At 70.4% G+C, this 26,323-nt stretch carries 22 protein-coding genes and 3 tRNA genes; 7 read left to right on the top strand and 18 right to left on the bottom strand.

Going from position 1 to position 26,323, the window contains the following annotated elements; all coding sequences use genetic code 11:
- Window positions 1-62: 62 nt before the first annotated feature.
- The 4 genes from KZJ41_RS17435 to KZJ41_RS17450 all read right to left on the bottom strand — a co-directional run bounded on the left by KZJ41_RS17435 (window position 63) and on the right by KZJ41_RS17450 (window position 4,712).
- Entirely contained in the window at window positions 63-1,367 is a 1,305-nt protein-coding gene (locus tag KZJ41_RS17435) for a glutamate-5-semialdehyde dehydrogenase (RefSeq protein ID WP_029544392.1), read from the bottom strand.
- Window positions 1,368-1,431: 64 nt separating this feature from the next.
- Window positions 1,432-2,538, bottom strand: coding sequence for a D-alanine--D-alanine ligase family protein (locus KZJ41_RS17440; protein WP_006933750.1), 1,107 nt, complete (start codon window positions 2,536-2,538; stop codon window positions 1,432-1,434).
- 49 nt (window positions 2,539-2,587) lie between these two features.
- The gene (locus tag KZJ41_RS17445) at window positions 2,588-3,709 is read right to left on the bottom strand and encodes a cystathionine gamma-lyase (protein WP_043796488.1); all 1,122 of its coding nucleotides are present in this window, start codon (window positions 3,707-3,709) and stop codon (window positions 2,588-2,590) included.
- 4 nt (window positions 3,710-3,713) lie between these two features.
- Complete coding sequence (locus KZJ41_RS17450) at window positions 3,714-4,712, bottom strand: NAD(P)H-dependent glycerol-3-phosphate dehydrogenase (protein ID WP_006933747.1); 999 nt, start codon at window positions 4,710-4,712, stop codon at window positions 3,714-3,716.
- A gap of 115 nt (window positions 4,713-4,827) precedes the next feature.
- Between KZJ41_RS17450 and cofC the strand changes: the two genes are divergently transcribed.
- The 3 genes from cofC to KZJ41_RS17465 are packed head-to-tail and all read left to right on the top strand — an operon-like array spanning window position 4,828 to window position 8,722.
- On the top strand, window positions 4,828-5,508 hold the full coding sequence (gene cofC, locus KZJ41_RS17455; RefSeq protein ID WP_006933746.1) for a 2-phospho-L-lactate guanylyltransferase: 681 nt from the start codon (window positions 4,828-4,830) through the stop codon (window positions 5,506-5,508).
- Between the two features lie 50 nt (window positions 5,509-5,558).
- The gene (locus KZJ41_RS17460; RefSeq protein WP_029544397.1) at window positions 5,559-7,775 is read left to right on the top strand and encodes an RNA degradosome polyphosphate kinase; all 2,217 of its coding nucleotides are present in this window, start codon (window positions 5,559-5,561) and stop codon (window positions 7,773-7,775) included.
- Window positions 7,776-7,783: 8 nt separating this feature from the next.
- Entirely contained in the window at window positions 7,784-8,722 is a 939-nt protein-coding gene (locus KZJ41_RS17465; RefSeq protein ID WP_065922444.1) for an NUDIX hydrolase, read from the top strand.
- A 98-nt stretch (window positions 8,723-8,820) separates the two neighbouring features.
- Here the strand turns inward: KZJ41_RS17465 and KZJ41_RS17470 are convergent, their stop codons facing one another.
- The 3 genes from KZJ41_RS17470 to leuC form a co-directional block, all read right to left on the bottom strand.
- Entirely contained in the window at window positions 8,821-9,555 is a 735-nt protein-coding gene (locus KZJ41_RS17470; protein WP_043796505.1) for an HU family DNA-binding protein, read from the bottom strand.
- Window positions 9,556-9,723: 168 nt separating this feature from the next.
- Window positions 9,724-10,320, bottom strand: coding sequence for a 3-isopropylmalate dehydratase small subunit (gene leuD / locus KZJ41_RS17475; protein ID WP_006934268.1), 597 nt, complete (start codon window positions 10,318-10,320; stop codon window positions 9,724-9,726).
- A gap of 25 nt (window positions 10,321-10,345) precedes the next feature.
- On the bottom strand, window positions 10,346-11,764 hold the full coding sequence (leuC, locus tag KZJ41_RS17480) for a 3-isopropylmalate dehydratase large subunit (protein WP_251549356.1): 1,419 nt from the start codon (window positions 11,762-11,764) through the stop codon (window positions 10,346-10,348).
- Between the two features lie 130 nt (window positions 11,765-11,894).
- Between leuC and KZJ41_RS17485 the strand changes: the two genes are divergently transcribed.
- Genes KZJ41_RS17485 through KZJ41_RS17495 form a run of 3 tightly spaced genes read left to right on the top strand, consistent with a single transcriptional unit; the run spans window position 11,895 to window position 13,396 of the window.
- On the top strand, window positions 11,895-12,599 hold the full coding sequence (locus KZJ41_RS17485) for an IclR family transcriptional regulator (protein ID WP_029544405.1): 705 nt from the start codon (window positions 11,895-11,897) through the stop codon (window positions 12,597-12,599).
- Between the two features lie 37 nt (window positions 12,600-12,636).
- The gene (locus KZJ41_RS17490) at window positions 12,637-13,179 is read left to right on the top strand and encodes a pyridoxamine 5'-phosphate oxidase family protein (protein ID WP_006934263.1); all 543 of its coding nucleotides are present in this window, start codon (window positions 12,637-12,639) and stop codon (window positions 13,177-13,179) included.
- 49 nt (window positions 13,180-13,228) lie between these two features.
- On the top strand, window positions 13,229-13,396 hold the full coding sequence (locus KZJ41_RS17495) for a DUF5302 domain-containing protein (protein WP_006934262.1): 168 nt from the start codon (window positions 13,229-13,231) through the stop codon (window positions 13,394-13,396).
- Window positions 13,397-13,449: 53 nt separating this feature from the next.
- On the opposite strand, the gene KZJ41_RS17500 is transcribed toward KZJ41_RS17495, so the two are convergent.
- From KZJ41_RS17500 to KZJ41_RS17520, 5 genes are all read right to left on the bottom strand, one after another.
- Window positions 13,450-13,525, bottom strand: a tRNA-Glu gene (locus KZJ41_RS17500).
- A 59-nt stretch (window positions 13,526-13,584) separates the two neighbouring features.
- A tRNA-Glu gene (locus KZJ41_RS17505) sits at window positions 13,585-13,660 on the bottom strand.
- A 95-nt stretch (window positions 13,661-13,755) separates the two neighbouring features.
- A tRNA-Gln gene (locus KZJ41_RS17510) sits at window positions 13,756-13,827 on the bottom strand.
- 172 nt (window positions 13,828-13,999) lie between these two features.
- Window positions 14,000-15,472, bottom strand: coding sequence for a glutamate--tRNA ligase (gene gltX / locus KZJ41_RS17515; protein WP_251549358.1), 1,473 nt, complete (start codon window positions 15,470-15,472; stop codon window positions 14,000-14,002).
- Between the two features lie 80 nt (window positions 15,473-15,552).
- Window positions 15,553-16,329, bottom strand: a complete 777-nt coding sequence (locus tag KZJ41_RS17520) for a fumarylacetoacetate hydrolase family protein (RefSeq protein WP_251549360.1) — start codon at window positions 16,327-16,329, stop codon at window positions 15,553-15,555.
- Window positions 16,330-16,443: 114 nt separating this feature from the next.
- On the opposite strand from KZJ41_RS17520, the gene KZJ41_RS17525 reads away from it, so the two are divergent.
- On the top strand, window positions 16,444-17,616 hold the full coding sequence (locus KZJ41_RS17525) for an MFS transporter (RefSeq protein WP_231772712.1): 1,173 nt from the start codon (window positions 16,444-16,446) through the stop codon (window positions 17,614-17,616).
- Between the two features lie 45 nt (window positions 17,617-17,661).
- Here KZJ41_RS17525 and KZJ41_RS17530 read toward each other — a convergent pair whose 3' ends face one another.
- The 6 genes from KZJ41_RS17530 to KZJ41_RS17555 all read right to left on the bottom strand — a co-directional run bounded on the left by KZJ41_RS17530 (window position 17,662) and on the right by KZJ41_RS17555 (window position 26,079).
- Window positions 17,662-18,672, bottom strand: coding sequence for a 3-isopropylmalate dehydrogenase (locus tag KZJ41_RS17530; protein ID WP_231772711.1), 1,011 nt, complete (start codon window positions 18,670-18,672; stop codon window positions 17,662-17,664).
- Between the two features lie 80 nt (window positions 18,673-18,752).
- Complete coding sequence (gene serA, locus KZJ41_RS17535; RefSeq protein ID WP_006934257.1) at window positions 18,753-20,345, bottom strand: phosphoglycerate dehydrogenase; 1,593 nt, start codon at window positions 20,343-20,345, stop codon at window positions 18,753-18,755.
- A 452-nt stretch (window positions 20,346-20,797) separates the two neighbouring features.
- Entirely contained in the window at window positions 20,798-22,504 is a 1,707-nt protein-coding gene (locus KZJ41_RS17540; RefSeq protein WP_029544415.1) for a SulP family inorganic anion transporter, read from the bottom strand.
- A 76-nt stretch (window positions 22,505-22,580) separates the two neighbouring features.
- On the bottom strand, window positions 22,581-23,582 hold the full coding sequence (gene ilvC, locus KZJ41_RS17545; RefSeq protein ID WP_029544417.1) for a ketol-acid reductoisomerase: 1,002 nt from the start codon (window positions 23,580-23,582) through the stop codon (window positions 22,581-22,583).
- Window positions 23,583-23,632: 50 nt separating this feature from the next.
- The gene (gene ilvN / locus KZJ41_RS17550) at window positions 23,633-24,136 is read right to left on the bottom strand and encodes an acetolactate synthase small subunit (RefSeq protein ID WP_006934252.1); all 504 of its coding nucleotides are present in this window, start codon (window positions 24,134-24,136) and stop codon (window positions 23,633-23,635) included.
- A complete protein-coding gene (locus tag KZJ41_RS17555) occupies window positions 24,133-26,079 on the bottom strand; it encodes an acetolactate synthase large subunit (protein WP_006934250.1) in 1,947 nt (648 codons plus the stop codon). The genes ilvN and KZJ41_RS17555 overlap by 4 nt, the downstream gene beginning before the upstream one ends.
- Between the last annotated feature and the right edge of the window lie 244 nt (window positions 26,080-26,323).

Raw genomic sequence — 26,323 nt, forward strand, 5'->3', positions numbered from 1 at the left:
GGCCGGCCCTGTCGGGTCCGGGTCTCGTCCGGTCCGGTCTCGTCGAGCGCTGTCGCGAACCCTCAGGCCGGCCGGGTGTGGCCGTCGCCCCACACCACCCACTTGGTGGAGGTGAGTTCCGGCAGTCCCATCGGGCCGCGGGCATGCAGCTTCTGGGTGGAGATGCCGATCTCGGCACCGAACCCGAACTGCTCGCCGTCGGTGAACGCCGTCGAGGCGTTGACCATAACGGCTGCGGCGTCGACCCGCGCGGAGAACTCCCGGGCGGCCGCGAGGTCGGAGGTGACGATGGCCTCGGTGTGGCCGGTGCCGTACCGGTCGATGTGCGCGACGGCCGCGTCGAGGTCGTCGACGACGGCGAGCGCGATGTCGAGGCTCAGGTACTCCTCCGCCCAGTCGGCCTCGGTGGCCGGCTCGAGGCCGGGCAGGTCACCGTGCACGGTGACGCTGTGGTTCTGCAGCACCTGCAGCAGCCGGGGTACGGCGGTGTCGGCGACGGCCTTGTCCACCAGAATCGTCTCGGCGGTGTTGCACACGCTGGGCCGGCGGGTCTTGGCGTTGACGACGATCTTCTCGGCCATGTCCAGATCGGCCGACGCGTGCACGTACACGTGGCAGTTGCCCACGCCCGTCTCGATGGTGGGCACGGTGGCGTCGCGGACGACGGCGGAGATCAGGCCGGCACCGCCGCGCGGGATGACGACGTCGACGAGTCCGCGTGCCTGGATGAGGTGCGTGACCGAGGACCGGTCCGCGCTGGGCAGCAGTTGTACGGCGTCCTCCGGCAGCTCCTGCATCGCGAGGGCGCCGCGCAGGGCCTCGACGAGGGCGGCGTTGGAGTGGGCTGCCGACGACGACCCGCGCAGCAGGGCCGCGTTGCCGGACTTGAGGGCCAGGCCGAAGGCGTCGACGGTGACGTTGGGCCGGGCCTCGTACACCATCCCGACGACGCCGAGCGGCACCCGCATCTGCCGGATCTCGAGGCCGTTGGGCAGGGTCGAGCCACGGACCACCTCGCCGATCGGGTCGGGCAGCCCCGCGACCTGCCGCAGCCCCGCCGCGATGCCCTCGACGCGGGCCTGCGTCAGCCGGAGCCGGTCGAGCAGGGACTCCTCGGTGCCCGCCGCGCGGGCGGTCTCGATGTCCTCGGCGTTCGCGGCGAGCACCGCGTCGGACGCGGCGAGCACCGCGTCCGCGGCGGCGTGCAGGGCGGCGTCCTTCTGCGCGGTGGTGAGCAGGGCGAGCCGGCGGGAGGCGACGCGGGCGCGACGGGCCGCGGCGTGCACGGCCTCGCGGGTGTCCCCGGCGCCGGTCGCCCGGACGTCCCCGGAAACGGTTGCAGATGAGTCAGGGGTCACGGCAGTCATGGCCCCCAGACTAGTCCGCGCCCGGGCGGATCAGCGCAGCCCGGTCCCCCCGCGCCAGGGCGGATCAGCGCAGCCCGGTCCCCCGCGCCAGTGCGGTGTCCACCAGCGTGGACAGCAGCGTGCGGTACTCGAGACCGCTGGCCTCCCACATACGCGGGTACATCGAGATCGACGTGAACCCGGGCATGGTGTTGATCTCGTTGATCACGGGCCCGTCCTCCGTGACGAAGAAGTCGACGCGGGACAGGCCCTGGCAGTCGAGGGCGCGGAAGGCGCGGACCGCGAGCTCCCGGATCCGGTCGGAGACGTCGTCGTCGAGCTTGGCGGGCACGTCGAACTCGCACACGTCGTCGAGGTACTTGGTGTCGAAGTCGTAGAACGCCTCGTGATCGCCGGACGGGTCGGGCATCCGGATCTCGGCGACGACACTGGCGCGCACGTCGCCGTCGGGGAACTCGAGCACGCCGCACTCGACCTCGCGACCGACGATCGCGGATTCGACGATCACCTTCGGGTCGTGCCGGCGGGCCTTCTCGATCGCCGCGTCGAGCGCCGCCCAGTCGGCGACACGGCTGATCCCGATGGAGGAGCCGCCGCGGGCGGGCTTGACGAAGACCGGGAGGCCGAGACGCTGTTTCTGCTCCTCGGTGAGGGTCGCGGCGCCGGGGCGCAGCACGATCTGGAATCCGACGGGCAGGCCCTCGGCCGCGAGCAGCTTCTTGGTGAACTCCTTGTCCATCCCGGCGGCGCTGGCGAGCACGCCGGGTCCCACGTACGGAACGCCGGCGAGCTCGAGCAGCCCCTGGATCGTGCCGTCCTCGCCGTAGGCGCCGTGCAGCACCGGGAACACGACGTCGACGGAGGCGAGCACCTTGCCGAACTCGCCCTCGTCGAGGGCGACGATGTCACCGGCCCGAGTGGGGTCGGCGGTGAGCACCAGCGCCGTTCCCTCCGCGTCGACGGTCGGCAGCTCGCGGCCCGCCTTGGCGAGCCGTTCGGGATCCGTGTCGGCGAGCACCCAGGCGCCGTCGGTGGTGATGCCGATCGGGACGGCCTCGTAACGCTGCGGGTCGAGGTGGCGCAGGATGCTGCCCGCCGAAACGCAGGAGACGGAATGTTCGTTGCTGCGGCCGCCGAAGACGACGGCCACCCGGATACGGGGTGTGCTCACGGCACAAACCGTACCGGTGCCGCCGCCCCGGTAGATACCCGAGTCCTGCTCAGCACCGGGAGAGCGCGCGGTCGAGATCGTCGAGCAGGTCGGCGGTGTCCTCGATCCCGCAGGACAATCGCACGAAGCCGGCCGGTACGGGATCGCCCCAGCGGGCGCGCCGGTCGGCGGTGGTGTGGATGCCCCCGAAACTGGTCGCGGCGGTGACGAGCTCGCTCGCCGCGACGAACCGGTGGAACTGCTGTTCGCCGTCGAGCCGGAACGTCACCAGCGGCCCGAACCGGCGCATCTGTGCCGCGGCGACGAGGTGGGCGGGATCGTCGCCCAGACCGGGGTAGCGGACGCCGCGCACGGCGGGATGCTCGCGCAGCATCGACGCCGCGGCGAGCGCGTTGGCGCACTGCCGGTCGAAGCGCAGCCCGGCGGTGCCCAGGCTGCGGTGCGCCAGCCACGTCTCGAACGGGCCGAGGACGGTCCCGGAGAGCAGGCGCTCCCGGTCGAGGGCCGGCACGAGTGCATCGTCGGCGACAGCGAGGTACCCCATCAGCAGATCGCTGTGCCCGCTGAGCGATTTCGTGCCGCTGGCGACGACGATGTCCGCGCCCAGCGCGAGCGGCTGCTGCCCCAGCGGGGTGGCGGTGGTGTTGTCCACCAGCAGCAGGGCGCCGGCCGTCCGGCACAGCGCCGCGGTGGCGCGCAGATCGACGACGTCCAGTCCCGGGTTCGACGGGGTCTCGGCCAGCACGAGCGCGCCCTCGCCGGCGCCGGCGAGGACAGCGCGGAGACTGCCGTCGCCGAACTGGGCGGCGGTGAGTTCGTGGACCGTGATCCCGAGGGGCTCGAGGCGTTCCCGCGCGTATTCGCGCACCTGGTAGTACCCGTCGGCGGGGACGACGACGGTGCCGCCGCCACGGGTCAGCGCCCGCAGCGCGACGGTGACCGCGGACATCCCGGACCCGACGACCCGGGCCGCGGCCGCGCCCTCGAGCGCGGCCAGCGCGGATTCGAGGGCACGCCAACCGGGATTCGAGGCGCGAGCGTAGGTGTCGGTCTCCGTGCCCTCCGCGCCGAGCTGGTAAGGGGCGGCGAGGACCGGACCGGGCTGCAGCGGATACCCTGGAATATGTTCGGCAGCAACCGCTTTCACGCAGCGTGTGGAGTCACCCGGCACGGTCTCACTCCGGCTTGATCCGGCGGCCGAGCAGCAGCCCGATCGCCTCGGGCACCGACATGCCCTCGTAGCAGACGCGGTGCACGGCGTCGGTGAGCGGCATCTCCACGTCGTAACTGGCCGCCAGCGCCCGGACGGAGGTGCACGACTTGACCCCCTCGGCCACCTGGCCGTGCGTGGCCTCCTGGGCGCTTTCGAGTGTCCCTCCCCTGCCCAGTCGCTCCCCGAACGAACGGTTACGCGACAGCGGCGAGGTGCACGTGGCCACGAGGTCGCCGACACCCGCCAGCCCGGCCAGGGTGGTCGGCTTGGCACCGAGGGCAGTTCCCAGCCGGGTGATCTCGGCCAGCCCACGGGTGATGATGGAGGCGATCGTGTTGTCGCCGAGGCCGACACCGGCGGCCATGCCGCACGCGAGCGCGATGACGTTCTTGCACGCGCCGCCGATCTCGCAGCCGATCACGTCGGTGTTCGTGTAGGGCCTGAAATACCCTGTTGCACATGCTCTTTGAATCTCGAGCGCCCGAGTGGAGTCGGAACACGCGATCACCGTGGCGGCGGGCTGCCGATCGGCGATCTCGCGGGCGAGATTCGGCCCGGACAACACCGCGATGCGGTCGTGTTCGGCACCGGTCACCTGGGCGATCACCTGACTCATCCGCATGAGGGTGCCGCCCTCGATGCCTTTCGCCAGGCTCAGCAGGGTCGCGTCGGAACCGATGTCGTCGCGCCACGCCCCGAGATTCGCGCGCAGCGTCTGCGACGGCACCGCGAGGACGAGGAAGTCCACTCCGTCGAGTGCGACGCGGTGATCCGCGGTGGCGCGCAACGTCGAGGGCAACTCGACGCCCGGCAGATAGTCCGGGTTCTCGTGCCGGGCGGCGATCGCCTCGGCCACCTCCGCGCGCCGCGCCCAGATCGTCACGTCCGTTCCGGCCTCCGCCAGTACCTTCGCGAAGGCCGTCCCCCACGACCCCGCACCCAACACCGCAGCCTTGCTCACGCAGTCCCCTTACTCGTGTCCGATCCCGTCCGCAGACCACCGCCGCGACCGCTCCAGTATCGCCCACCGCCGCGCCCGCGACCGTCCTCGTCGCCGACTGGCAGAATCGACGACCATGACCGCCGCGCACGCGCTGATTCCCGTCAAGGCCCTCGGCCTGGCGAAGTCGCGGCTGGCGCACGTCCTCGACCCCGGCACCCGAGCGGCCCTGGTGCTCGCGATGCTCGACGACACCCTCCACGCGGCGCTGGCGGTCGAGGGGCTCGCCGTCACCGTGATCACCACCGACGCCGATGTCGCCGCGCTGGCTCTCCGCGCGGGGGCGCACACGCTCGCCGATCCCCCCGCCGTCGACACGGCCGGCACCGCCGTCGATCCGCTGAATGCGGCGCTCGCCGCCGCGGCCCGGCGGGTGCGGTCCCGCGAGCCCGGCGTGGATCTGGTCGCGCTGCACGCGGACCTGCCGGCCCTGCGGCCCGCCGAACTGTCCGCGGCCCTGACCGCGGCGCGCGAGGTCGGCCGGGCGGTCGTCGTGGACCACACCGGCACCGGCACCTCGGCGCTGCTGCACTGCACGACCGAACCGCTGCACCCGCTGTTCGGTCCGGACTCGGCGCACCGTCACGTGCGGGCGGGAGCCCACCCCCTGGCCGGGGACTGGCCGGGACTGCGGCTCGACGTGGACACCGTCGCCGATCTCGAGGCCGCCACGGCGCAGGGCGTGGGGCCCGCGACGGCCTCGGCTCTGGGGCGGATCGGATGGCCGATGCCCGTTCGTCATCCCGACTTCGGGTGACGTACGTCGACGGATTGTCCGCCGTTCCGAAACTGAGGGATGATCGACGTGTGAAACACGGCGATTCCACGGACCAGCGCATCGACACCGAACCTCCCGGGTTCGCCGGGGCATCCGGCGACGGCGGAGCCGGACTCGACGGCACCACCGCCACCCGTTCGGCCTCGGCGCCGAGCGCCCCGCCCGCAGCCACGATGCTGCAGGCGGTCGCCGACGGCTTGCCGCTGGACCGCTACCTCAACCGGGAACTGAGCTGGCTCGACTTCAACGCGCGGGTGCTCGCGCTGGCCGAGGACACGTCTCTGCCGCTCCTCGAACGCGCCAAGTTCCTTGCGATCTTCGCCTCGAACCTCGACGAGTTCTATATGGTGCGCGTCGCCGGCCTCAAGCGCCGTGCCGAAACCGGCCTGTCGGTCCGCTCCGCCGACGGGCTGTCGCCACGAGCGCAACTCGCGCTCATCGCGCGCAGCACCCAGGAGATCGCGCGCCGGCACGCTCTCGTCTTCCTCGATTCGGTCCTGCCCGCCCTGACCGCCGAAGGCATTTCCATCATCGACTGGGAGGATCTGACCGACGACGAAAAACAGCGCCTGACCGCGTACTTCGTCGAGCAGGTGTTCCCGGTGCTGACGCCCCTCGCGGTCGATCCGGCACACCCGTTCCCGTACATCAGCGGGCTGAGCCTCAACCTCGCTGTCACCGTGAAGGATCTGGAGTCCGCCGGGGAGCACTTCGCGCGGGTGAAGGTGCCGGACAACGTGGATCGCTTCGTCCGGGTCCGCCGGGAAGGCTCCCCGGACGAGATCGACGCGTTCCTGCCTCTCGAGGAACTCATCGCGGCACATCTCGACGTGCTGTTCCCCGGCATGGAAATCGTCGAGCACCACGCCTTCCGGGTCACGCGCAACGCCGACTTCGAGGTCGAGGAGGACCGCGACGAGGATCTCCTCCAGGCGCTCGAGCGGGAACTCGCCCGTCGCCGCTTCGGTTCTCCCGTGCGTCTCGAGGTCGCCGACGACATGACCGAGCACATGCTCGAACTGCTGCTGCGCGAGCTCGACGTCGATCCCGCCGACGTGGTGCAGCTGCCGGGACTGCTGGACCTGTCGAGCCTGTGGCAGGTGCACGGCGTGGACCGCCCCGACCTGAAGGACCGGCCGTTCGTGCCGGCCACGCACCCCGCGTTCGGCGAACGCGAGACCCCCAAGAGCGTGTTCTCGACGCTGCGCGAGGGCGACGTGCTGGTGCACCACCCCTACGACTCCTTCTCCACCAGCGTGCAACGGTTCATCGAGCAGGCCGCAGCCGACAGCCAGGTGCTCGCGATCAAGCAGACCCTCTACCGCACCTCCGGCGACTCCCCCATCGTCAACGCACTGATCGCCGCGGCGGAGGCCGGCAAGCAGGTGGTGGCGCTGGTGGAGATCAAGGCCCGCTTCGACGAGCAGGCGAACATCAAGTGGGCCCGCAAGCTCGAACAGGCCGGCGTGCACGTGGTGTACGGCCTGGTGGGACTGAAGACCCACTGCAAGACGTGCCTCGTGGTCCGCCGGGAGGGCTCGCTCATCCGCCGCTACTGCCACATCGGTACCGGCAACTACAACCCGAAGACCGCCCGGCTCTACGAGGACGTCGGCCTGCTCACCGCCGCCCCGGAGATCGGCGCGGACCTGACCGATCTGTTCAACACGCTCACCGGTTACTCGCGGATGGCGAAGTACCGCAACCTGCTCGTGGCCCCGCACGGCGTGCGGGCGGGCATCATCGAACGGATCGACGCCGAGATCGAGCACCACGCGGCCGGTCGCGACGCCCGGATCCGCCTGAAGGCCAATGCGCTGGTCGACGAGCAGGTCATCGACGCGCTGTACCGCGCCTCCTGCGCGGGGGTGCCGGTGGAGATCGTCGTGCGCGGCATCTGCGCGCTCAAGCCCGGAGTACCCGGACTGAGCGAGAACATCACGGTGCGGTCCATCCTCGGGCGGTTCCTGGAGCACTCGCGCGTCCTGCATTTCCGGGCAGCCGACGAGATCTGGATCGGCAGCGCCGACATGATGCATCGCAACCTCGATCGCCGGGTGGAGGTGATGGCACAGGTGAAGGATCCCCGGCTGGCGGCGCAACTCGACTCGATCTTCGAGTCGGCGCTCGACCCGGCCACCCGGTGCTGGACGTTGCGGGCCGACGGAACCTGGCTCGCGTCGCCGGCTCCCGGAACCGCGGCCCGTGACCATCAAGAAGAGCTCATGCGTAGCCGTAGCTCCTGATCGGAAGGATGTCGGTGTCCCCCGTTTCCGACAACGCAATGCGAGCCAACATCTTCGCCGCCGGGGCTGTCCTCTGGCGACGGAATCCGACCGACCGGAACCGTTTCGATGTGGCGGTCGTGCACCGGCCGCGTTACGACGACTGGTCCTTCCCCAAGGGCAAGCTCGATCCCGGCGAGACCCCGATCGTCGCCGCCCTGCGCGAGATCGAGGAGGAGACCGGGATTTCGGCGCGTCTCGGCCGGTATCTCGGCAAGGTCACCTACCCGGTGCCGGGTCACCGCAAGCTCAAGCGGGTGGACTACTGGGCCGCCGAGAAGCGCAGCGGGGAGTTCACCCCCAACGACGAGGTCGACGAGCTGCGCTGGCTCGCACCCGACGACGCCTTCGCGGCCCTGTCGTACCCGATGGACCACACGGTGCTGCGCCGCTTCCAGGCCCTGCCGCCGGACACGGCGACGGTGCTGATCGTGCGGCATGCCAAGGCCGGCAGCCGCAGGAATCACCGGGGCGACGATCGGGACCGGCCGCTCGACGCGGCGGGCCGTGCCCAGGCCCAGGCCCTCGTTCCGCAACTGCTCGCGTTCGGCGCCGACAGCGTGGTCGCCGCGGACCGGGCACGCTGCGTGCAGACGGTGCAACCGCTCGCGGACCGGCTCGGGATCGACGTTGCCGTCGAACCCTCCCTCACGGAGGAGGAGTACAGCGCCGACCCGCAACTCGGGCGCAAGCGGGTGCTCGACCTCGCCCAGCGCGGCGGGGTGCCGGTGATCTGCAGCCAGGGCAAGGTGATCCCGGACCTTGTGCAATGGTGGGCCGAGCACGACGGGATCACCGCGCCGAACACGCGTAACCGCAAGGGCAGCACGTGGGTGCTGTCGCTCGCCGGCGACCGGCTCGTCGCGGTGGACCACATCGACAGCCCGCTGCCCGCCGGGCCCGCCTGAACGCGCTTCGGCGGCCATCGAGGTTCCCCCCGATGGCCGCCGAACGGACGGTATCCGGTTGGCAGCCCTAGTTCTCGGCAGCCCTACTCCCAGCAGCCCTACTTCTTGGCTGCAGCCTTCCGGGCCGGCGCCTTCTTGGCCGCGGTGGTCTTCTTGGCCGGAGCCTTGGCCGCGGTGGTCTTCTTCGCCGCGGTGGTCTTCTTGGCCGCGGTGGTCTTGGCCGGAGCCTTGGCCGCGGTGGTCTTCTTCGCCGCGGTGGTCTTCTTGGCCGCGGTGGTCTTGGCCGGAGCCTTGGCCGCCGTGGTCTTCTTCGCCGCCGTGGTCTTCTTGGCCGCGGTGGTCTTGGCCGGAGCCTTGGCCGCCGTGGTCTTCTTCGCCGCGGTGGTCTTGGCCGGAGCCTTGGCCGCCGTGGTCGCCTTCTTCGCCGGAGCTGCCTTGGCGGCAGTCTTCTTCGCCGCCGCGGTCTTCTTGGCCGCGGTCTTCTTCGCGGCCGCGGTCTTCTTCGCCGCGGCAGCCGCGCCCCGCTTGACGGCCGGACCGGTCGCGGGGAGCTTCTGGCTGCCGGCGATGACCGCCTTGAACTGCGCGCCGGGGCGGAACGCCGGCACCGACGTCGGCTTGACCTTCACGGTCTCACCCGTGCGCGGGTTGCGCGCGACCCGCGCCGCGCGGCGGCGCTGCTCGAAGACGCCGAAGCCGGTGATCGTGACGCTCTTACCCGAGTGCACTGCGCGCACGATCGCGTCGACCATGTGCTCCACGGCCGCCGTTGCAGTGCGCCTGTCCGAACCGAGTTTTTCGGTCAGAACATCGATCAGCTCTGCCTTGTTCATTGCATTCCTCCGCACATAACGGTCCACCGTCAGACCGACTCGAGTCCACGGTAGACCCGCAAACGGGCAAGAGTCTATGTGCCACGCCAATTCTCATGCAAATTACAGGCGGGCCGGATCCGAACGTGTCGTCGGATCCGGCCCGCCCAGGCCCGATTCGGGGCCGGATCAGGGCGCCGGGAGGGTCCGCGGTTTCCAAGACGGCCTTGCGTTTTCGAACTCGGAAATCGCCTCTACCTGCCGTAACGTGAGCCCGATGTCGTCGAGACCCTCCAGCAGACGCCACCGGGTGTAGTCGTCAATGCTGAACGGCACCACGGTGGTTCCGGCGGTCACGGTGCGATGCTCGAGGTCGACCTCCAGCTCCAGTCCCGGCTGTTGTTCGATGAGTTTCCAGAGCAATTCGACGTCCGGCTGCTCGACCTGAGCGGCCAGCAGTCCGGCCTTTCCGGAGTTGCCCCGGAAGATGTCGGCGAAGCGGGACGAGATCACGACGCGGAAGCCGTAATCGGACAGCGCCCACACGGCGTGCTCGCGGGAGGACCCGGTGCCGAAATCCGGCCCGGCCACGAGGACACTGCCCCGGTCGAACGGCGGAGTGTTCAGTACGAAGGCCGGATCCGTGCGCCAGGCGGCAAACAGCCCGTCCTCGAATCCGCTTCGAGTGACCCGCTTCAGATACACCGCGGGGATGATCTGGTCAGTGTCGACGTTCGACCGGCGCAGCGGAACGCCGATGCCCTTGTGAGTGGTGAAGGCTTCCATCGAAATTCTCCTTCGGTTCCGTGACCTAGTCCAGATCCGCCGGAGCGGAGAGAGTGCCGCGCACCGCGGTCGCCGCGGCGACCTCAGGCGAGACGAGGTGGGTGCGCCCGCCCTTGCCCTGGCGGCCTTCGAAGTTCCGGTTCGAGGTCGATGCACAGCGCTCGCCCGGCGCCAGCTGATCCGGATTCATGCCCAGGCACATCGAGCAGCCGGCCTGGCGCCATTCCGCGCCCGCGGCCGTGAAGACCTCACCGAGACCTTCGGCTTCGGCTTGGGCACGAACGCGCATCGATCCGGGTACGACGAGCATACGAACGCCGTCGGCGACCTTGCGGCCCTGGAGAACTTCCGCAACGGCGCGCAGATCCTCGATCCGGCCGTTGGTGCACGAGCCGACGAAGACGGTGTCGACCGGCACCTCACGCAGCGGGGTTCCGGGCTCGAGTCCCATGTACCGCAGCGCCTTCTCGGCCGCGAGGCGCTCACCCTCGTCCGCCATCGCCTCCGGGTCGGGCACCGACGCGCCGAGGGGCGCGCCCTGGCCGGGGTTGGTGCCCCACGTGACGAAGGGCGTCAGGGACGAGCCGTCGATGTGGACCTCGGCGTCGAAAACCGCGTCCTCGTCGGTCTTCAACTGCTCCCACGCGGCCACCGCGGCGTCCCAGTCCGCGCCCTGGGGGGCGTGCGGGCGGCCCTTCAGGAACTCGTAGGTGATCTCGTCGGGCGCGATCATCCCGGCCCGGGCGCCCGCCTCGATGGACATGTTGCAGATGGTCATCCGTGCTTCCATCGACAGCTTCCGGATCGCCTCGCCGCGGTACTCGAGCACGTAGCCCTGGCCGCCGCCGGTGCCGATCCGGGCGATGACGGCGAGGATCAGATCCTTGCTCGTGACGCCGGGCGGCAGTGCGCCGGCGACGGTGATCGCCATGGTCTTGAACGGGCGCAGCGACAGTGTCTGGGTTGCCAGCACGTGCTCGACCTCGCTCGTGCCGATGCCCATCGCCAGGGCACCGAAGGCGCCGTGGGTGGAGGTGTGGCTGTCGCCGCACACCACCGTCATGCCCGGCTGCGTCAGGCCGAGCTGCGGTCCGACGACGTGGACGATGCCCTGTTCGACGTCACCCATCGGATGCAGCCGGATGCCGAACTCCTCGCAGTTGCGGCGCAGCGTCTCGACCTGGGTGCGCGAGACGGGGTCGGCGATGGGCTTGTCGATGTCGACCGTGGGCACGTTGTGGTCCTCGGTCGCGATGGTGAGGTCCGGCCGCCGCACGGGCCGATCCGCCAACCGCAGACCGTCGAACGCCTGCGGGCTCGTGACCTCGTGCACGAGATGCAGATCGATGTAGATCAGGTCCGGCTGTCGCGCCGCGCCCTCTCCCGTACCGCGCACGACCACGTGCTGGTCCCACACCTTCTCCGCCAGAGTCTTTCCAGCCATCTTCTCCACCTGTCGTACGTGACGAACGCGGATCCCGTTCTCGGGGCTGTCCCGGGCCGCGAATGCTGTCGTCCCCGCCCGGTTCCGCGTGGGTTATGCTTCCCATTATGCGAGACGGAGGTATCGACCTATGAGACAGCATAGCGGGATCGGAGTGCTGGACAAAGCGATGGCCGTCCTCCATGCAGTGGCGGAGCAGCCCTGCACTCTCACCGAACTGTGCGCCCGCACCGGACTTCCCCGCGCCACCGCCCACCGGCTCGCGGTCGGGCTCGAGGTGCACCGGCTGCTCGCCCGCGACGGTGACGGCCAGTGGCGGCCGGGTCCCGGTCTGGCCGAACTGTCGGCAGGCGCGGGCGACGCACTCGTCGACGCCGCCTCGCTCGTGCTGCCGCGCCTGCGCGAGATCACCGGCGAGAGCGTGCAGTTGTATCGACGGGAGGGCACCCACCGGGTGTGCGTCGCGGCCCTCGAACCCCCGACGGGCCTGCGCGACACCGTCCTCGTGGGGGCCCGGCTGCCGATGACCGCCGGGTCCGGAGCCAGGGTCCTGCTCGCCTGGGCCGACGCCGCGACGCAGCGGGCGATCCTGCCGGAGGCCGCATTCGGCGAGCGGGTCCTCGCCGAAGTCCGGCGCCGGGGCTGGGCGCAGAGCGTCGCCGAACGCGAACCCGGGGTCGCCTCGGTGGCCGCCCCCGTGCGCGATGCATCCGGGGCCGTCGTGGCCGCGATCTCCGTCTCGGGACCCGTCGACCGCATGGGCCGCCGGCCCGGGGCGCGCTGGGCCGCGGACCTGCTGGCGGCCGCCGACGCGCTGCAGAAGCGACTGCAGTAGCCCGTCCACCCGCCGGCTCCTGTGCGACAGTGCACGGATGGGAACCAACCAGCGCACACAGATCACGATGACCGACGCCGAGATCGGCGACTTTCTCGAACGCAGCCGCGTCGCGACGATGGCGACGATCGGCCCCGGCGGCCTCCCGCACCTCGTCGCGATGTGGTACGCGGTGCTGGACGGCGAGATCTGGTTCGAGACGAAGCTGAAATCGCAGAAGGCGGTCAATCTGCGGCGCGACAACCGGATCAGCGCCTTGGTCGAGGACGGCCACACCTACGACACCCTGCGCGGCGTCTCGCTCGAGGGGCATGCCGAGGTGGTCGAGGATCGAGAGGTGCTGTTCGAGGTGTGCCGCAGCGTGTGGGAACGCTACACCGGCCCCTACACCGCGGAGTTGCGGCCCGCGGTCGAGCAGATGATGCACAAGCGCGTCGCGGTGCGGGTCGTCGCGGACCGGACCCGGTCCTGGGACCACCGCAAGCTCGGGATGCCGGCGATGCCGATCGGCGGCAGCACGGCACCGTACCTGTTCGAGGCCCTGGAAAACCGGGCGACAGACGCCGGGTTGCCGAGTTAGATTCCGGGATGTCCCGGACCGAGCTCCGGGTGAGGGAAGGGAGACAGCGATGAACGACCCGAGCGGGGACCGGATCGCGGAGCAGTTCCGCGCAGCCCTCGAGCGCAAGAATCAGCACGCCCGTCGCGGCTCGGACCATCTCGACGGGAGGGCCAAGGCGCAGGCGCCGCACGGCAGCGCCGACCACCGCCGCAATTTCCGGCGCAAGAGCGGATGACGAGCACAAACAGCGAAGGTCCCTCCGATCCGTGGATCGGAGGGACCTTCGCGTGGTAGCCCCGACGGGATTTGAACCCGCGCTACCGCCTTGAGAGGGCGGCGTCCTAGGCCGCTAGACGACGGGGCCAGGAACTTTCACTGCTCAGAGAAGAACGCCCTTCGAACTCGCGATCGAAGGGCCGTCCGTGGTAGCCCCGACGGGATTTGAACCCGCGCTACCGCCTTGAGAGGGCGGCGTCCTAGGCCGCTAGACGACGGGGCCAGGAACTTTCTTCTCTGTTGCTCCTCCCACCCTGCGGCGGGAAGCTCAGCCAGCTTAACCGGCCGAGGCTCGGTGACAAAATCACCGGGCAGACGCTGGGGTACCAGGACTCGAACCTAGAATGGCTGAACCAGAATCAGCTGTGTTGCCAATTACACCATACCCCAATGGCTTGTTCCGAAGACCTGCCTCGCGGCGCTGCGGCCTCCGTTCCGAACCGAGAAGAAGGTTAGCACCATGGGTGCCCCCAATAACAAATCGCCAGGTCAGAGCGGGTAAATCCACAACCTGCGCGACGCCGGGCCGACCGCGGGGGCGCCGCGGCCGGCCCGGCACCGCTCAGGCGATGCGGGCCCGGGCGGCACGCAGGCGCGTGAGCGAGACGTCCCGGCCGAGCAGTTCCATCGACTCGTACAGGGGCGGGCTGATGTGCGAGCCCGTGAGCGCCACGCGCACCGGCGCGAAGGCCTTGCGGGGCTTGAGGCCGAGCTCGTCGATCAGCGCGGCCTTGAGGGCCTCTTCGAGGGCCGCCGCGCTCCACTCGGCCACACCGTCGGCCGCGGCGATCGTCGCGTCCAGCACGGGCGCGGCGTCGGGGCCGAGGTTCTTGGCCGCGGCCGCCTCGTCGAGCGTGAAGTCGGCCTCGGCCACGTAGAGGAACTTCAGCAGGTCCCACGCGTCCGAGAGCACCACGATGCGGGTCTGGACCAGCTCGGCCGCCACCGCGAACCGGGCGTCGTCGACGTCACCGGTGATGTGCCCGTGCTCCACGAGGAACGCCCTCAGCCGGGCCGCGAAGTCGGCCGGTTCGAGCATGCGGATGTGCTCGGCGTTGATGGCGTCGGCCTTCTTCTGGTCGAACCGGGCCGGATTCGAGTTGACCTTGGCGATGTCGAAGGCGGCGACCATCTCGTCGAGCGAGAAGACGTCACGGTCGTCGGCCAGGCCCCAGCCGAGGAGCGCGAGGTAGTTGAGCAGTCCCTCGGCGATGAAGCCACGGTCGCGGTGGATGAACAGGTTGGACTCGGGGTCGCGCTTGGAGAGCTTCTTGTTGCCCTGCCCCATCACGAACGGCAGGTGGCCGAACTCGGGCGTGAAATCGGTCACGCCGATGCGCTGCAGCGCCTCGTAGAGCGCGAGCTGGCGCGGGGTCGACGAGAGCAGATCCTCGCCGCGCAGCACGTGGGTGATCCGCATCAGGGCATCGTCGACGGGATTGACGAGCGTGTACAGCGGGATGCCGTTGCCGCGGGTGAGGGCGAAGTCGGGCACGGTGCCGGCCTTGAACGTGGTCTCGCCGCGCACCAGGTCGTTCCACGTCAGGTCGTGATCGGGCATGCGCAGCCGCACCACGGGCTTGCGCCCCTCGTCGCGGTACGCCTGCCGCTGCTCCGCGGTCAGATCGCGGTCGTGGTTGTCGTAGCCGAGCTTCGGGTCGCGGCCGGCCGCGCGGTGGCGCGCCTCGACCTCCTCGGGCGTGGAGAACGACTCGTACGCCTCGCCCGCCTCGAGCAGCCTGGCGACGACGTCGAGATGCAGGTCGCGGCGCTGCGACTGCCGGTACGGCTCGTACGGGCCGCCCACCTCGGGACCCTCGTCCCAGTCGAGGCCGAGCCACCGGAGCGCGTCGAGGATCGCCTGGTACGACTCCTCGGTGTCGCGGGCGGCGTCGGTGTCCTCGATGCGGAACACGAAGGTGCCGCCGTGGTGACGGGCGAAAGCCCAGTTGAACAGGGCGGTGCGCACGAGGCCCACGTGCGGGGTTCCGGTCGGGGACGGACAGAAACGAACGCGTACTTCGCTGTTGGTCATGGCTCACTCGGGTCGAGGGATCGAAAAGTCCCCTCCAGGCTAGTCCCGGGCGTGCCGGCCGCGAAGCCGCGGTCCGCCTGCTACCTGCGCTTGGCGGTCACCGGATTCGTCAGCGTGCCGATGCCCTCGACGGTGATCGAGACGGTGTTGCCGTCGACGATCGGCCCGACCCCCTCCGGGGTCCCGGTGAGGATCACGTCGCCCGGCAGCAGCGTCATCACCGCCGAGATCCACTCGATCAGCTTCGGAATGTCGTGCACCATCAACGACGTTCGGCTGCGCTGGCGCGTCTGCCCGTCGACCTCCGCGGTGATCTCGAGATCCGAGGGATCGATGTTCGTCTCGATCCACGGGCCGAGGGGACAGAACGTGTCGTGCCCCTTGGCCCGCGTCCACTGCCCGTCCTGCTGCTGATGGTCGCGCGCGGAGACGTCGTTGGCGACGGTGTAGCCGAGGACGACGTCGAGGGCCTTCGCGGCCGGAACGTCCTTGCAGGGACGGCCGATGACGACGGCGAGCTCCGCCTCGTGGTGGACGAGGCCGCTGCTCGGCGGGAGCACGATCGGCGCCCCCGGGCCGACGATGGAGGTGTTCGGCTTGAGGAAGATCACCGGCTCGTCGGGAACCTCGTTCCCGGATTCGGCCGCATGGGCGGCGTAGTTGCGGCCGACGCAGACCACCTTGCTCGCCAGGATCGGCGCGAGCAGCCGGACGTCGGCGAGCGGCCAGCTGCGGCCGGTGAAGGTCGGGGTGCCGAAGGGGTGTTCGGCGATCTCCTTCGCCGTCGCGGCGTCCCCCTCTCCCTCGATGCTGACGAAGGCGACACCGTCCGGGCTGGCAATTCGACCAAGGCGCATGCCGGGGAGTCTATCCGTGTCGCCGCTGGCGGCCCTGCGGACCACGGGACGCAGGTATAGGCTGCCACCGGGAAGTTCACAATACGGGAATTTTGTTTCAGATAGTGAGATGACATGACGGTTCGGGACATCGGCGCGCGGCGCTGGGTCATCCTGGCGCTCGGCGTGTTCGCGCAGGCGGCCCAGGCGGTCCTCGTCAACGGCGCCGCCTTCCTCATCCCCGCGCTCCACGCGGATCGCGGGCTCACGCTCGCCCAGGCCGGAACACTTTCGGCCGCGCCGATATTCGGGGTCGTGTTCAGCCTCGTCGCGTGGGGTGCCCTGGCCGACCGGTACGGCGAGCGGCGGGTCCTGGCCGCAGGGCTCGCACTGGCTGCGGCGGCCACGGCCGCAGCCGCCGCCAGCGGGACCCTGCCGATGCTCGCGCTCATGCTCGCTCTCGGTGGTGCCGCCGCGGCGAGCGCCAACGCCGCGAGCGGTCGCGTCGTCGTCGGCTGGTTCCCGCCGCACCAGCGTGGTCTCGCCATGGGGATCCGGCAGATGTCGCTGCCGCTCGGCGTCGCCGTCGCCGCGTTGACCATTCCGCCGCTCGCGCGCGACCACGGAATCGGCTCGGCCCTGGCCTTCTCCGCCTCGGTGTGTGCCGTCGCCGCGGTGGCGTGCGCGGTCGGCATCGTCGACCCACCGCGGCCGGAACGCGGCCGGGCCGCAGAGCTCGGCCTGCTCGACAACCCCTACCGTGCCGGGCGGTCGCTGCAACGGATCCACGCCGCGTCGGTGCTGCTGGTGGTGCCCCAGTACGTGGTGTGGACCTACGCGCTGGTGTGGCTGATCTCCGAGCGCGGCTGGACCGAGTCCGCCGCGGGCCTGGTCATCACCGCCGCGCAGTTCCTCGGTGCGCTCGGTCGCGTCGCCGCCGGCGGGTGGTCCGACCGGGTCGGCAGCCGCCTGCGGCCGCTGCGGCTCGTTGCGCTCTCCGTCGTGCTGTCCATGGCAGCGCTCGCGGCCGCCGCGCTCACCGACTCGGCCGTCGCCGTCGCGCTGCTGATCGTGGCATCGGTGACGACGGTGGCCCCGAACGGGCTGGCCTTCACCGCCGTCGCCGAGATCGCGGGACCGTTCTGGGGTGGCCGCGCGCTCGGCATCCAGAACACCGGCCAGTTCGTCGCGGCGGCGTGCGTGGGTCCCGCGTTCGGCGGGCTCATCGCACTGACCGGCTTTCCCGCGGCGTTCGCGCTCGCCGCGCTGATCCCGGCCGCCGCGGTGCCCCTGGTCCCCCGCAAATGAGCCGGTGCGGCCTCCCGGACACCGGGAGGCCGCACCGAGACCGGATCAGAGGGCGGCCGCGATGCGGTCGCCGACCTCCGTGGTCACGATCGGGCCCGTGCCGCGGGCGGCGAGGTCCGCCTCGACCGCACACTCGACCCGGGCCGCCTCGTCCGCCCGGCCGAGGTGGCGCAGCAGCAGGGCGACCGACAGGATCGCCGCGGTCGGGTCGGCGATGCCCTTGCCCGCGATGTCCGGGGCGCTGCCGTGGACCGGCTCGAACATCGACGGGTTGGTGCCGGAGGCATCGATGTTGCCGCTGGCCGCCAGGCCGATGCCCCCGGTGACCGCACCGGCGAGATCGGTGATGATGTCGCCGAACAGGTTGTCGGTCACGATCACGTCGAACCGGCCCGGGTCGTCGACCATGTAGATGGTGGCGGCGTCGATGTGGCAGTAGGCCGTCTCGACCTCCGGGTACTCCGCGCCCACCGTCTCGACCGCACGCGTCCAGATGGCACCGGCGTTGGAGAGCACGTTGGTCTTGTGGATCAGGGTGAGGTGCTTGCGCCGGCTCTGCGCGAGCTCGAAGGCGTAACGCACGACGCGCTCGGCACCGAACCAGGTGTTGACCGAGACCTCGGTGGCGATCTCGTGGGGGGTGCCGACGCGGATGGCGCCGCCGTTGCCGGTGTAGGGGCCCTCGGTGCCCTCCCGCACCACGACGAAGTCGATCTCCGGCTGCGCCGCGAGCGGGGACTTCGCCCCCGGGTACAGCCGCGACGGCCGCAGGTTGACGTGGTGATCGAGCGCGAACCGCATGTTCAGCAGCAGGCCCCGCTCGAGCACGCCCGGGGTGACGGACGGGTCGCCGATGGCGCCGAGCAGGATCGCGTCGTGCGCGCGGATCGCCGCCAGGTCGGCGTCCGGGAGCAGTTCCCCGGTGGCGTTGTACCGCCGGGCACCGAGGTCGTACTCGGTGGTCTCGAGATCGGGGACCAGCGTCCTGAGCACCTTGAGGGCCTCGGCCGTGACCTCGACACCGATGCCGTCACCGGGGATGACCGCAAGCTTCATGGGCACACTCTCTTCCTCTTCGCGACGACGGCCGCGACCGTGCTCGACGATCGCGGCCATCGGATACAGCGGGGGGTGGTTCAGGACAGGTCGACCTGCGCGACGCGGGCGTCGAGCCGCTCCACGATCTGCGCGACCTCGGTGTCGCCGACGACCCGGTCGACCCGCAGGATCACCGTGGCGCCGGGGCCCTCGACGTCCTGGCTCAGTGCCGCCGCCTGGATGTCGATCCCGGCGTTGCCGAGGACCGTGCCGAGGACACCGAGCACGCCCGGGCGATCCTCGTAGTGGACGACGAGGTTGTGGCCCTCGGCGCGCAGGTCGAAGCTGCGGCCGTTGATGTTGACGATCTTCTCGATCTGCTGCAGGCCGGTCAGCGCACCGGTGACGGTGGTGACGAGACCGTCGGCGGCCACGGCGCGGACCTCCACCGCGCTGCGGTGGGTGGAGGCCTCGCTGTGCTTGTCGACCTCGACACTCACGCCGCGCTGCTCGGCGAGGGCCGGGGCGTTGACGAAGGTGACCGGCTCGTCGCTGCTGGCGGAGAACAGGCCGCGCAGCGCGGCGAGGCCGAGGATCTCGACGTTCTCCGCGGAGAGTTCGCCGCTGGCGACGACCTGCACGTTCTGCACCGCCTCCGGCGAGAGGGTGCCGGCGATCAGGCCGAGCTTGCGCACGAGCTCGAGCCACGGTGCGACCTCCTCGCCGACCGGGCCGCCGGAGACGTTCACGGCGTCCGGGACGAACTCACCGGCCAGGGCCAGCAGCACGCTCTTGGCGACGTCGGTTCCGGCGCGGTCCTGGGCCTCGGTCGTGGAGGCGCCGAGGTGCGGGGTGACGACGGTGTTGTCGAGGTCGAACAGCTTCGAGTCCGTGCAGGGTTCGGAGTGGAAGACGTCGAGGCCGGCGGCGCGAACCTTGCCGGAGACGAGGGCGTCGTGGAGGGCGTCCTCGTCGATGAGACCACCGCGGGCGGCGTTGACGATGATGACGCCGTCCTTGGCCCGCGCGAGCCGCTCGGCGTTGATCAGGCCGGCCGTCTCCTTGGTCTTGGGCAGGTGCACGGAGATGAAGTCGGCACGCTCGATCAGCTCGTCGATGTCGACCAGTTCGATCCCGAGCTGGGCGGCACGGGCCGGCGGCAGGTAGGGGTCGTAGGCGATGACGTGGGTCTCGAAGGCGGCGAGGCGCTGCGCGAACAGCTGCCCGATCCGGCCCAGACCGACGACGCCGACGGTCTTGCCCAGGATCTCGGTGCCGTTGAAGCTCGAACGCTTCCAGGTGCGCTCACGCAGGGTGCGATCGGCGGCGGGGATCTGCCGGGCCGTGGCCATCAGCAGCGCCACGGCGTGCTCGGCGGCCGAATGGATGTTGGACGTCGGAGCGTTGACGACCATCACACCGCGCTCGGTGGCGGCCGGGATGTCGACGTTGTCGAGGCCGACGCCGGCGCGACCGACGATCTTCAGCCTCGTGGCGGCGGCGAGGACCTCGGCGTCGACCGTGGTCGCCGAACGGACCAGCAGGGCGTCCGCCTCGGGCACCGCCGCGAGCAGCGCGGGACGGTCCGGACCGTCGACCCAGCGCACCTCGACACCGTCACCGAGCGCATCGACGGTCGACTGCGCCAGCTTGTCGGCGATCAGGACAACGGGACGGCCATTCTGGCTCACGTGCGAACTCCCCTGTGGTTGGTTTGTCTGACGGGTCGTCGACGGCGCCGCACCCCGAGGTGCGCGAATGCAGCCGTGACCGGGCTCAGTTTAGTGCCCGGGCCGTGGCCCCGGGGCCACGGCCCCGGAATGGGTTGCCTACTGGTACGAAACGACCCACGCCCGCGGCGCCACGGCCGCGGTCCGTTCGGACCCGAACGCCGGCGAATCCGAGCCGGGAAGGCCCTCCGGCCGATCCGGTACCTGGTGCCGCCGTCCCGGCGCGAGCCGCATTCCGGGTCCGGAGCGGGACCGTCCGGGTGGCACCTGTGGTCCGGCGAACCTGCGCCCGGGGGAACGTCGCTCGCAGACCACCGACGAGTTCCGTTCGCACGGGCACCGTTTCGCCGGGACCCTGCACCAGGCCGCGGCCCGGCGCGAGTGGACCGCGAGGGCGGAACGCCGTGCCCCGGTTATGCGGGGCCGGGACCCGCGGTGGATCGCCGGTGCCGGAACGCGACGACGGCGGTGCGGACCGTCGGATAGAAGCGGTCCCGGGTGAACCGATCTCCCAGCCCGAACCGCACCAGCCGGTCCTTGATCGGACCCTTCATCGCGGCGAAGGCCAGGTGGATGCCCTTGCCCGCCAGGTACCGGTCCAGGTCGACGAGTTCGTCGACGGCGGTGGTGTCGAGGCCGGTGATCGGTTCCGCGGCGATCACGACCCACTCGACCGGCTCGGGCGATTTCGCGACCAGCGAGCGGACGTAGTCGTCGAAGATCGAGCCGTTGGCGAAGAACAGCGGGGCGTCGAACCGCACGAGCAGCAGGCCCGGGATCCGATGCCCCTCGGGGTGGCGGTTGATGTCGTGGAAACCCGCGACGCGGGTAAGCTCGACGAGTTCGGTGCGGTACGGCGACCATGCGTGTCCCACGACGGCGACGAAGGAGAGCCCGATGGCGACGAGAATCCCCTCGAGCACCCCGACGAGCGCCACTCCGAGGAAGGCCGCCGCCGCGAGACCGGCCTCGATCCGGCTCATCCGCCACATGCGGATCACGCCGCGCACGTCGATGAGTGCCGAGGCGGCGACGAGGACGACCGCGGCGAGGGTCGCCTCGGGCAGATAGGCGGTCGCGCCGGGCGCGAGCAGCACGAACAGCAGCACGGCGGCGGCGCCGACCACCCCGACGAGCTGGGTGCGGGCACCGTTCTGCTCGGCGACGGGCGTGCGCGACGAGCTCGCCGAGATGGGGAAACCGCTGAACAGCCCGGTCGCGACGTTGGCGGCGCCGATGGCCTTCATCTCGGTGCTGCCGTCCACGTCGTCGCCGCGGCGGGCGGCGAACGTGCGCGAGAGCACGCCGGTGTCGGCGAACGCGATGAGCGCGACGCCGGCCGCCGGGCCGAGCAGTGCGAGCACGTCGCCCCAGCTCACCGCTGCCACATCGGGCGTCGGCAGTCCCGACGGCAGCGCCCCGACCATGACGATCTCGTCGGTGAGGCCGAGCAGCGCGGACACCACGGACGCCCCGACCACGGCGACCAGGACACCCGGGATGCGCGCCCGCAGGAGGCGGAACGCCAGGATGACCGCCAGGGACGCCACACCGACGGTCGCCGCGACGAGGTCGACGTCGCCGGCGGCCACCGCCCGGACGATCGCGGCGGTGTCCTGGAGCAGGCCCGGCTCGTCGATCGAGAAGCCGAGCAGTTTCGGGAGCTGACCGACCACGACGACCAGCGCGATGCCGTTGAGATAGCCGAGCCTGATGGGCTTGGACAGCAGTTCGGTGACGAAACCGAGGCGCAGGAAGCCGGCGACGACGAGGATCACGCCCACGAGCAGGGCCAGAACCCCCGCGAGCGCGAGCGCCTCCTGCGGGTCGCCCGTCGCGGCGAGCGGGAGCACCGCCGCGGCGATGAGCGGGGCGAGGGACGAATCAGGCCCGAGCACAAGCACTTTCGACGGACCCACCAGCGCGTACACCAGCAGCGGGACGATCGTGGCGTACAGGCCGGCGTAGGCGGGCAACCCGGCGGCCGTCGCGTAGCCCATGCCCGCGGGGATGAGCAGCGCGGTGAGTGCCAGGCCGGCGGTGATGTCGGGGCGCAGCCACTCCCGGCGGTAGGTGCGGGCCGTGACGACCCCCGGCAGCTTTCCCAGGCCCCAGGACATCAGCGCATTATCCACCCTGGAACGCCGACGGCCCGACACCACAGCGGTGCCGGGCCGTCGAAGCGGCGGGATCCGATCAGGCGGTCTCGGTGATCGGGCGGTCCACCCAGCTCATCAGGTCGCGCAGCTGCTTGCCGACGACCTCGATGCCGTGCTCGGCGTTCTTCTTGCGCAGCGACTCGAGCTCCTTGTTGCCGCCCTCGACGTTGGCGACGAGACGCTTGACGAAGGTGCCGTCCTGGATGTCCTTCAGGATCTCCTTCATGCGCTCCTTCGTGCCGGCGTCGATGACGCGCGGCCCGGAGAGGTAGCCACCGAACTCGGCGGTGTCGGACACCGAGTAGTTCATGCGGGCGATGCCGCCCTCGTACATGAGGTCGACGATGAGCTTGAGCTCGTGCAGCACCTCGAAGTACGCCATCTCCGGGGCGTAGCCGGCCTCGACCATCACGTCGAAACCGGTCTTGACCAGTTCCTCGGTGCCACCGCAGAGGACGGCCTGCTCACCGAACAGGTCGGTCTCGGTCTCTTCCTTGAAGGTGGTCTTGATGACGCCGGCCCGGGTGCCGCCGATGCCCTTGGCGTAGGACAGCGCCAGCGCCTGGCCCTCGCCCTTGGGATCCTGGTGGACGGCGATGAGCGCGGGGACGCCCTTGCCGTCGACGAACTGGCGGCGCACGAGATGGCCGGGGCCCTTCGGGGCGACCATCGCGACGGTGACGAACTCCGGCGCCTCGATGAGACCGAAGTGGATGTTCAGGCCGTGGCCGAAGAACAGCGCGTCGCCGTCCTTCAGGTTCGGCGCGATGTCCTCCTTGAAGATCGACGCCTGCGCGGTGTCGGGCGCCAGCAGCATGATGACGTCCGCCCACTCGGAGACCTCGGCCGGGGTGCCGACCGCCAGGCCCGCCTCCTCCGCCTTGGCCCGCGACTTCGAGCCTTCCTTCAGACCGATGCGCACCTCGACACCGGAGTCGCGCAGGCTCAGCGAGTGCGCGTGTCCCTGGCTGCCGTAGCCGATCACCGCGACCTTGCGGCCCTGGATGATCGACAGATCGGCGTCGTCGTCGTAGAACATCTCGACTGCCACAGTTGTTACCTCTCTCAGCAAATAAGGGTGTGTTCAGGCTAACGGGTGGCCGTGATCGACTTCGGACCGCGTCCAACCGCGACGACCCCGGACTGCACGATCTCGCGGATGCCGTAGGGCTCGAGCATCCGCAGCAGGGCGTCGAGCTTGGACCGGGTACCGGTGGCCTCGATCGTGAGCGACTCGGGCGAGACGTCGATCACCTTGGCGCGGAACAGATTCACCGTCTCGATGACCTGCGTCCGCACGCTCGCGTCCGCCCGCACCTTGATCAGCAGCAGCTCGCGGGCGACCGAGGCCTCCTCTTCCTGCTCGACGATCTTGATGACGTTGACGAGCTTGTTGAGCTGCTTGGTCACCTGCTCGAGGGGGAACTCGTCGACGGTGACGACGATCGTCATCCGGGAGATCTCGGGGATCTCGGTGCCGCCCACCGCGAGGGATTCGATGTTGAACCCGCGGCGGGAGAACAGGCTCGCCACGCGGGCCAGCACGCCCGGCTTGTCCTCGACGAGAACGCTGAGGGTGTGACTGGTGCTCACTGACGATCCTCTCCTGCTGCTGCGGCGCCGCGCTGGTCCGGGTGCTTCTCGTGCTCGAGTGCCTCGTGGATGACGGCCGGCTCGGCGGCCGCCTCGTCCTCGTCGAACAGCGGGCGGATGCCCCGCGCCGCCATGATCTCGTCGTTGCCGGTGCCCGCGGCGACCATCGGCCACACCTGGGCGTCCTTGCCGACGATGAAGTCGATGACCACCGGACGGTCGTTGATCGACTGCGCCTGGCGGATCGCGTCCTCGACCTCCTCCTCGCGCTCGACGCGGATGCCGACGCAGCCCAGAGCCTCGGCCAGCTTGACGAAGTCGGGGATGCGCAGGGTGTGGGTGGCCAGGTCCGTGTTCGAGTACCGCTCCTCGTAGAACAGCGTCTGCCACTGCCGCACCATGCCGAGGTTGCCGTTGTTGATGAGCGCGACCTTGATCGGCACACCCTCCACCGCGCAGGTCGCCAGTTCCTGGTTGGTCATCTGGAAGCAGCCGTCGCCGTCGATGGCCCACACCTCGGCGTCGGGCACGCCCATCTTGGCGCCCATGGCCGCCGGAACGGCGTAGCCCATGGTGCCCAGGCCGCCGGAGTTGAGCCAGGTCCGTGGCTTCTCGTAGTCGATGAACTGCGCGGCCCACATCTGGTGCTGGCCGACGCCGGCGCAGTAGATCGCGTCCGGTCCGGCGAGCTTGCCGACCTTCTGGATCACGAACTCCGGCGAGAGCATGCCGTCGGCGGGCCGGTCGTAGCTGAGCGGGTAGGTGCGGCGGATCCCGTCCAGGTACTCCCACCACTGGGCGTACTCGAGCGTGGTGCCCGTCGCGAGATCCGCACGGATCGCCTCGATCAGCTCGACGATCACCTCCTTGCAGTCACCCACGATCGGCACGTCGGCGTGCCGGTTCTTGCCGATCTCGGCCGGGTCGATGTCCGCGTGGATGACCTTCGCGCCGGGCGCGAACGAGTCGAGCTGACCGGTGACGCGGTCGTCGAACCGCGCGCCGAGCGTGATCAGCAGATCGGACTTCTGCAGGGCGGCGACCGCCGCGACGGTGCCGTGCATGCCGGGCATGCCGCAGTTGAGCCGGTGAGTGTCGGGGAACGCACCGCGCGCCATGAGCGTCGTGACGACCGGGATGCCGGTGAGCTCGGCCAGCTCGAGCAGCTCCGGAGAGGCCTCGGCCTTGATGACACCGCCGCCGATGTACAGCACGGGCGACTTCGCCTCGGCGATCAGGCGGGCGGCTTCACGGACCTGCTTGCCGTGCGGCTTGGTCACGGGACGGTAGCCGGGCAGGTGCATCTCCGGGGGCCAGCTGAAGGTGGTCTGGGCCTGCAGGATGTCCTTCGGGATGTCCACGAGCACCGCGCCGGGACGGCCGGACGCGGCCAGGTAGAACGCCTCGGCGAGGACGCGGGGGATCTCGGCGCCGTCGGTCACGAGGAAGTTGTGCTTGGTGATCGGCATGGTGATGCCCGAGATGTCCGCCTCCTGGAAGGCGTCGGTGCCGATCAGACCGCGGCCGACCTGGCCCGTGATCGCCACGACGGGGACAGAGTCCATCTGCGCGTCGGCGAGCGGGGTGACGAGGTTGGTGGCGCCGGGGCCGGAGGTGGCCATGCACACGCCGACCTTGCCGGAGGCCTGGGCGTATCCGGTCGCGGCGTGGCCGGCGCCCTGCTCGTGGCGGACCAGCACGTGCCGGACCTTCTGCGAGTCGAACAGCGGGTCGTAGACGGGGAGGATCGCACCGCCCGGAATGCCGAATACCGTGTCGACTTCGAGCTCCTCGAGGGCCCGGACCACCGACTGTGCGCCGGTGACCCGCTCGGGGGCGACCTGGCGACGGTTACCGGACTGGGTGGCCGCGGCCGCGGGCGACGGGGCTGCGGCCCCGGGCTTGCGCGGCGAAGGTTGAGGCCTTGCGGTTGGTGCGCTCACTGCGATTCCTCTGGTTCTGGCTCCGGGCAACAAAAAACCCCCGTCAGCAGCATCTGCTGTACGAGGGTGGCGCGTCGTGGGCGAGTTGCGAGAAGCGGCTCAGGCGACGACGCGCCGGCCGATTACGAGCAACCCATTCTGATTCACGCGCTCGACGGTAGGCGCGCGAAGGTCCGACAGTCAACTTGGTTCGGTCACCTGTCCCAGAATGTGAGATGCCTCGGCTGCAATGGGAAGATGGTGA

Origin of the sequence: Rhodococcus sp. 11-3 (assembly GCF_023704055.1) — a bacterium.
In the GTDB taxonomy this organism is placed as follows: domain Bacteria; phylum Actinomycetota; class Actinomycetes; order Mycobacteriales; family Mycobacteriaceae; genus Rhodococcus; species Rhodococcus aetherivorans.

Bases quoted from the DNA above. Each gene is read 5' to 3' on its own strand.
- KZJ41_RS17435 (WP_029544392.1), bottom strand. From the start codon at position 1,367: ATGACTGCCGTGACCCCTGACTCATCTGCAACCGTTTCCGGGGACGTC.
- cofC (WP_006933746.1), top strand. From the start codon at position 4,828: ATGACCGCCGCGCACGCGCTGATTCCCGTCAAGGCCCTCGGCCTGGCG.
- KZJ41_RS17465 (WP_065922444.1), top strand. From the start codon at position 7,784: ATGTCGGTGTCCCCCGTTTCCGACAACGCAATGCGAGCCAACATCTTC.
- KZJ41_RS17470 (WP_043796505.1), bottom strand. From the start codon at position 9,555: ATGAACAAGGCAGAGCTGATCGATGTTCTGACCGAAAAACTCGGTTCG.
- leuD (WP_006934268.1), bottom strand. From the start codon at position 10,320: ATGGAAGCCTTCACCACTCACAAGGGCATCGGCGTTCCGCTGCGCCGG.
- leuC (WP_251549356.1), bottom strand. From the start codon at position 11,764: ATGGCTGGAAAGACTCTGGCGGAGAAGGTGTGGGACCAGCACGTGGTC.
- KZJ41_RS17485 (WP_029544405.1), top strand. From the start codon at position 11,895: ATGAGACAGCATAGCGGGATCGGAGTGCTGGACAAAGCGATGGCCGTC.
- KZJ41_RS17490 (WP_006934263.1), top strand. From the start codon at position 12,637: ATGGGAACCAACCAGCGCACACAGATCACGATGACCGACGCCGAGATC.
- KZJ41_RS17495 (WP_006934262.1), top strand. From the start codon at position 13,229: ATGAACGACCCGAGCGGGGACCGGATCGCGGAGCAGTTCCGCGCAGCC.
- gltX (WP_251549358.1), bottom strand. From the start codon at position 15,472: ATGACCAACAGCGAAGTACGCGTTCGTTTCTGTCCGTCCCCGACCGGA.
- KZJ41_RS17520 (WP_251549360.1), bottom strand. From the start codon at position 16,329: ATGCGCCTTGGTCGAATTGCCAGCCCGGACGGTGTCGCCTTCGTCAGC.
- KZJ41_RS17525 (WP_231772712.1), top strand. From the start codon at position 16,444: ATGACGGTTCGGGACATCGGCGCGCGGCGCTGGGTCATCCTGGCGCTC.
- KZJ41_RS17530 (WP_231772711.1), bottom strand. From the start codon at position 18,672: ATGAAGCTTGCGGTCATCCCCGGTGACGGCATCGGTGTCGAGGTCACG.
- KZJ41_RS17540 (WP_029544415.1), bottom strand. From the start codon at position 22,504: ATGTCCTGGGGCCTGGGAAAGCTGCCGGGGGTCGTCACGGCCCGCACC.
- ilvC (WP_029544417.1), bottom strand. From the start codon at position 23,582: ATGTTCTACGACGACGACGCCGATCTGTCGATCATCCAGGGCCGCAAG.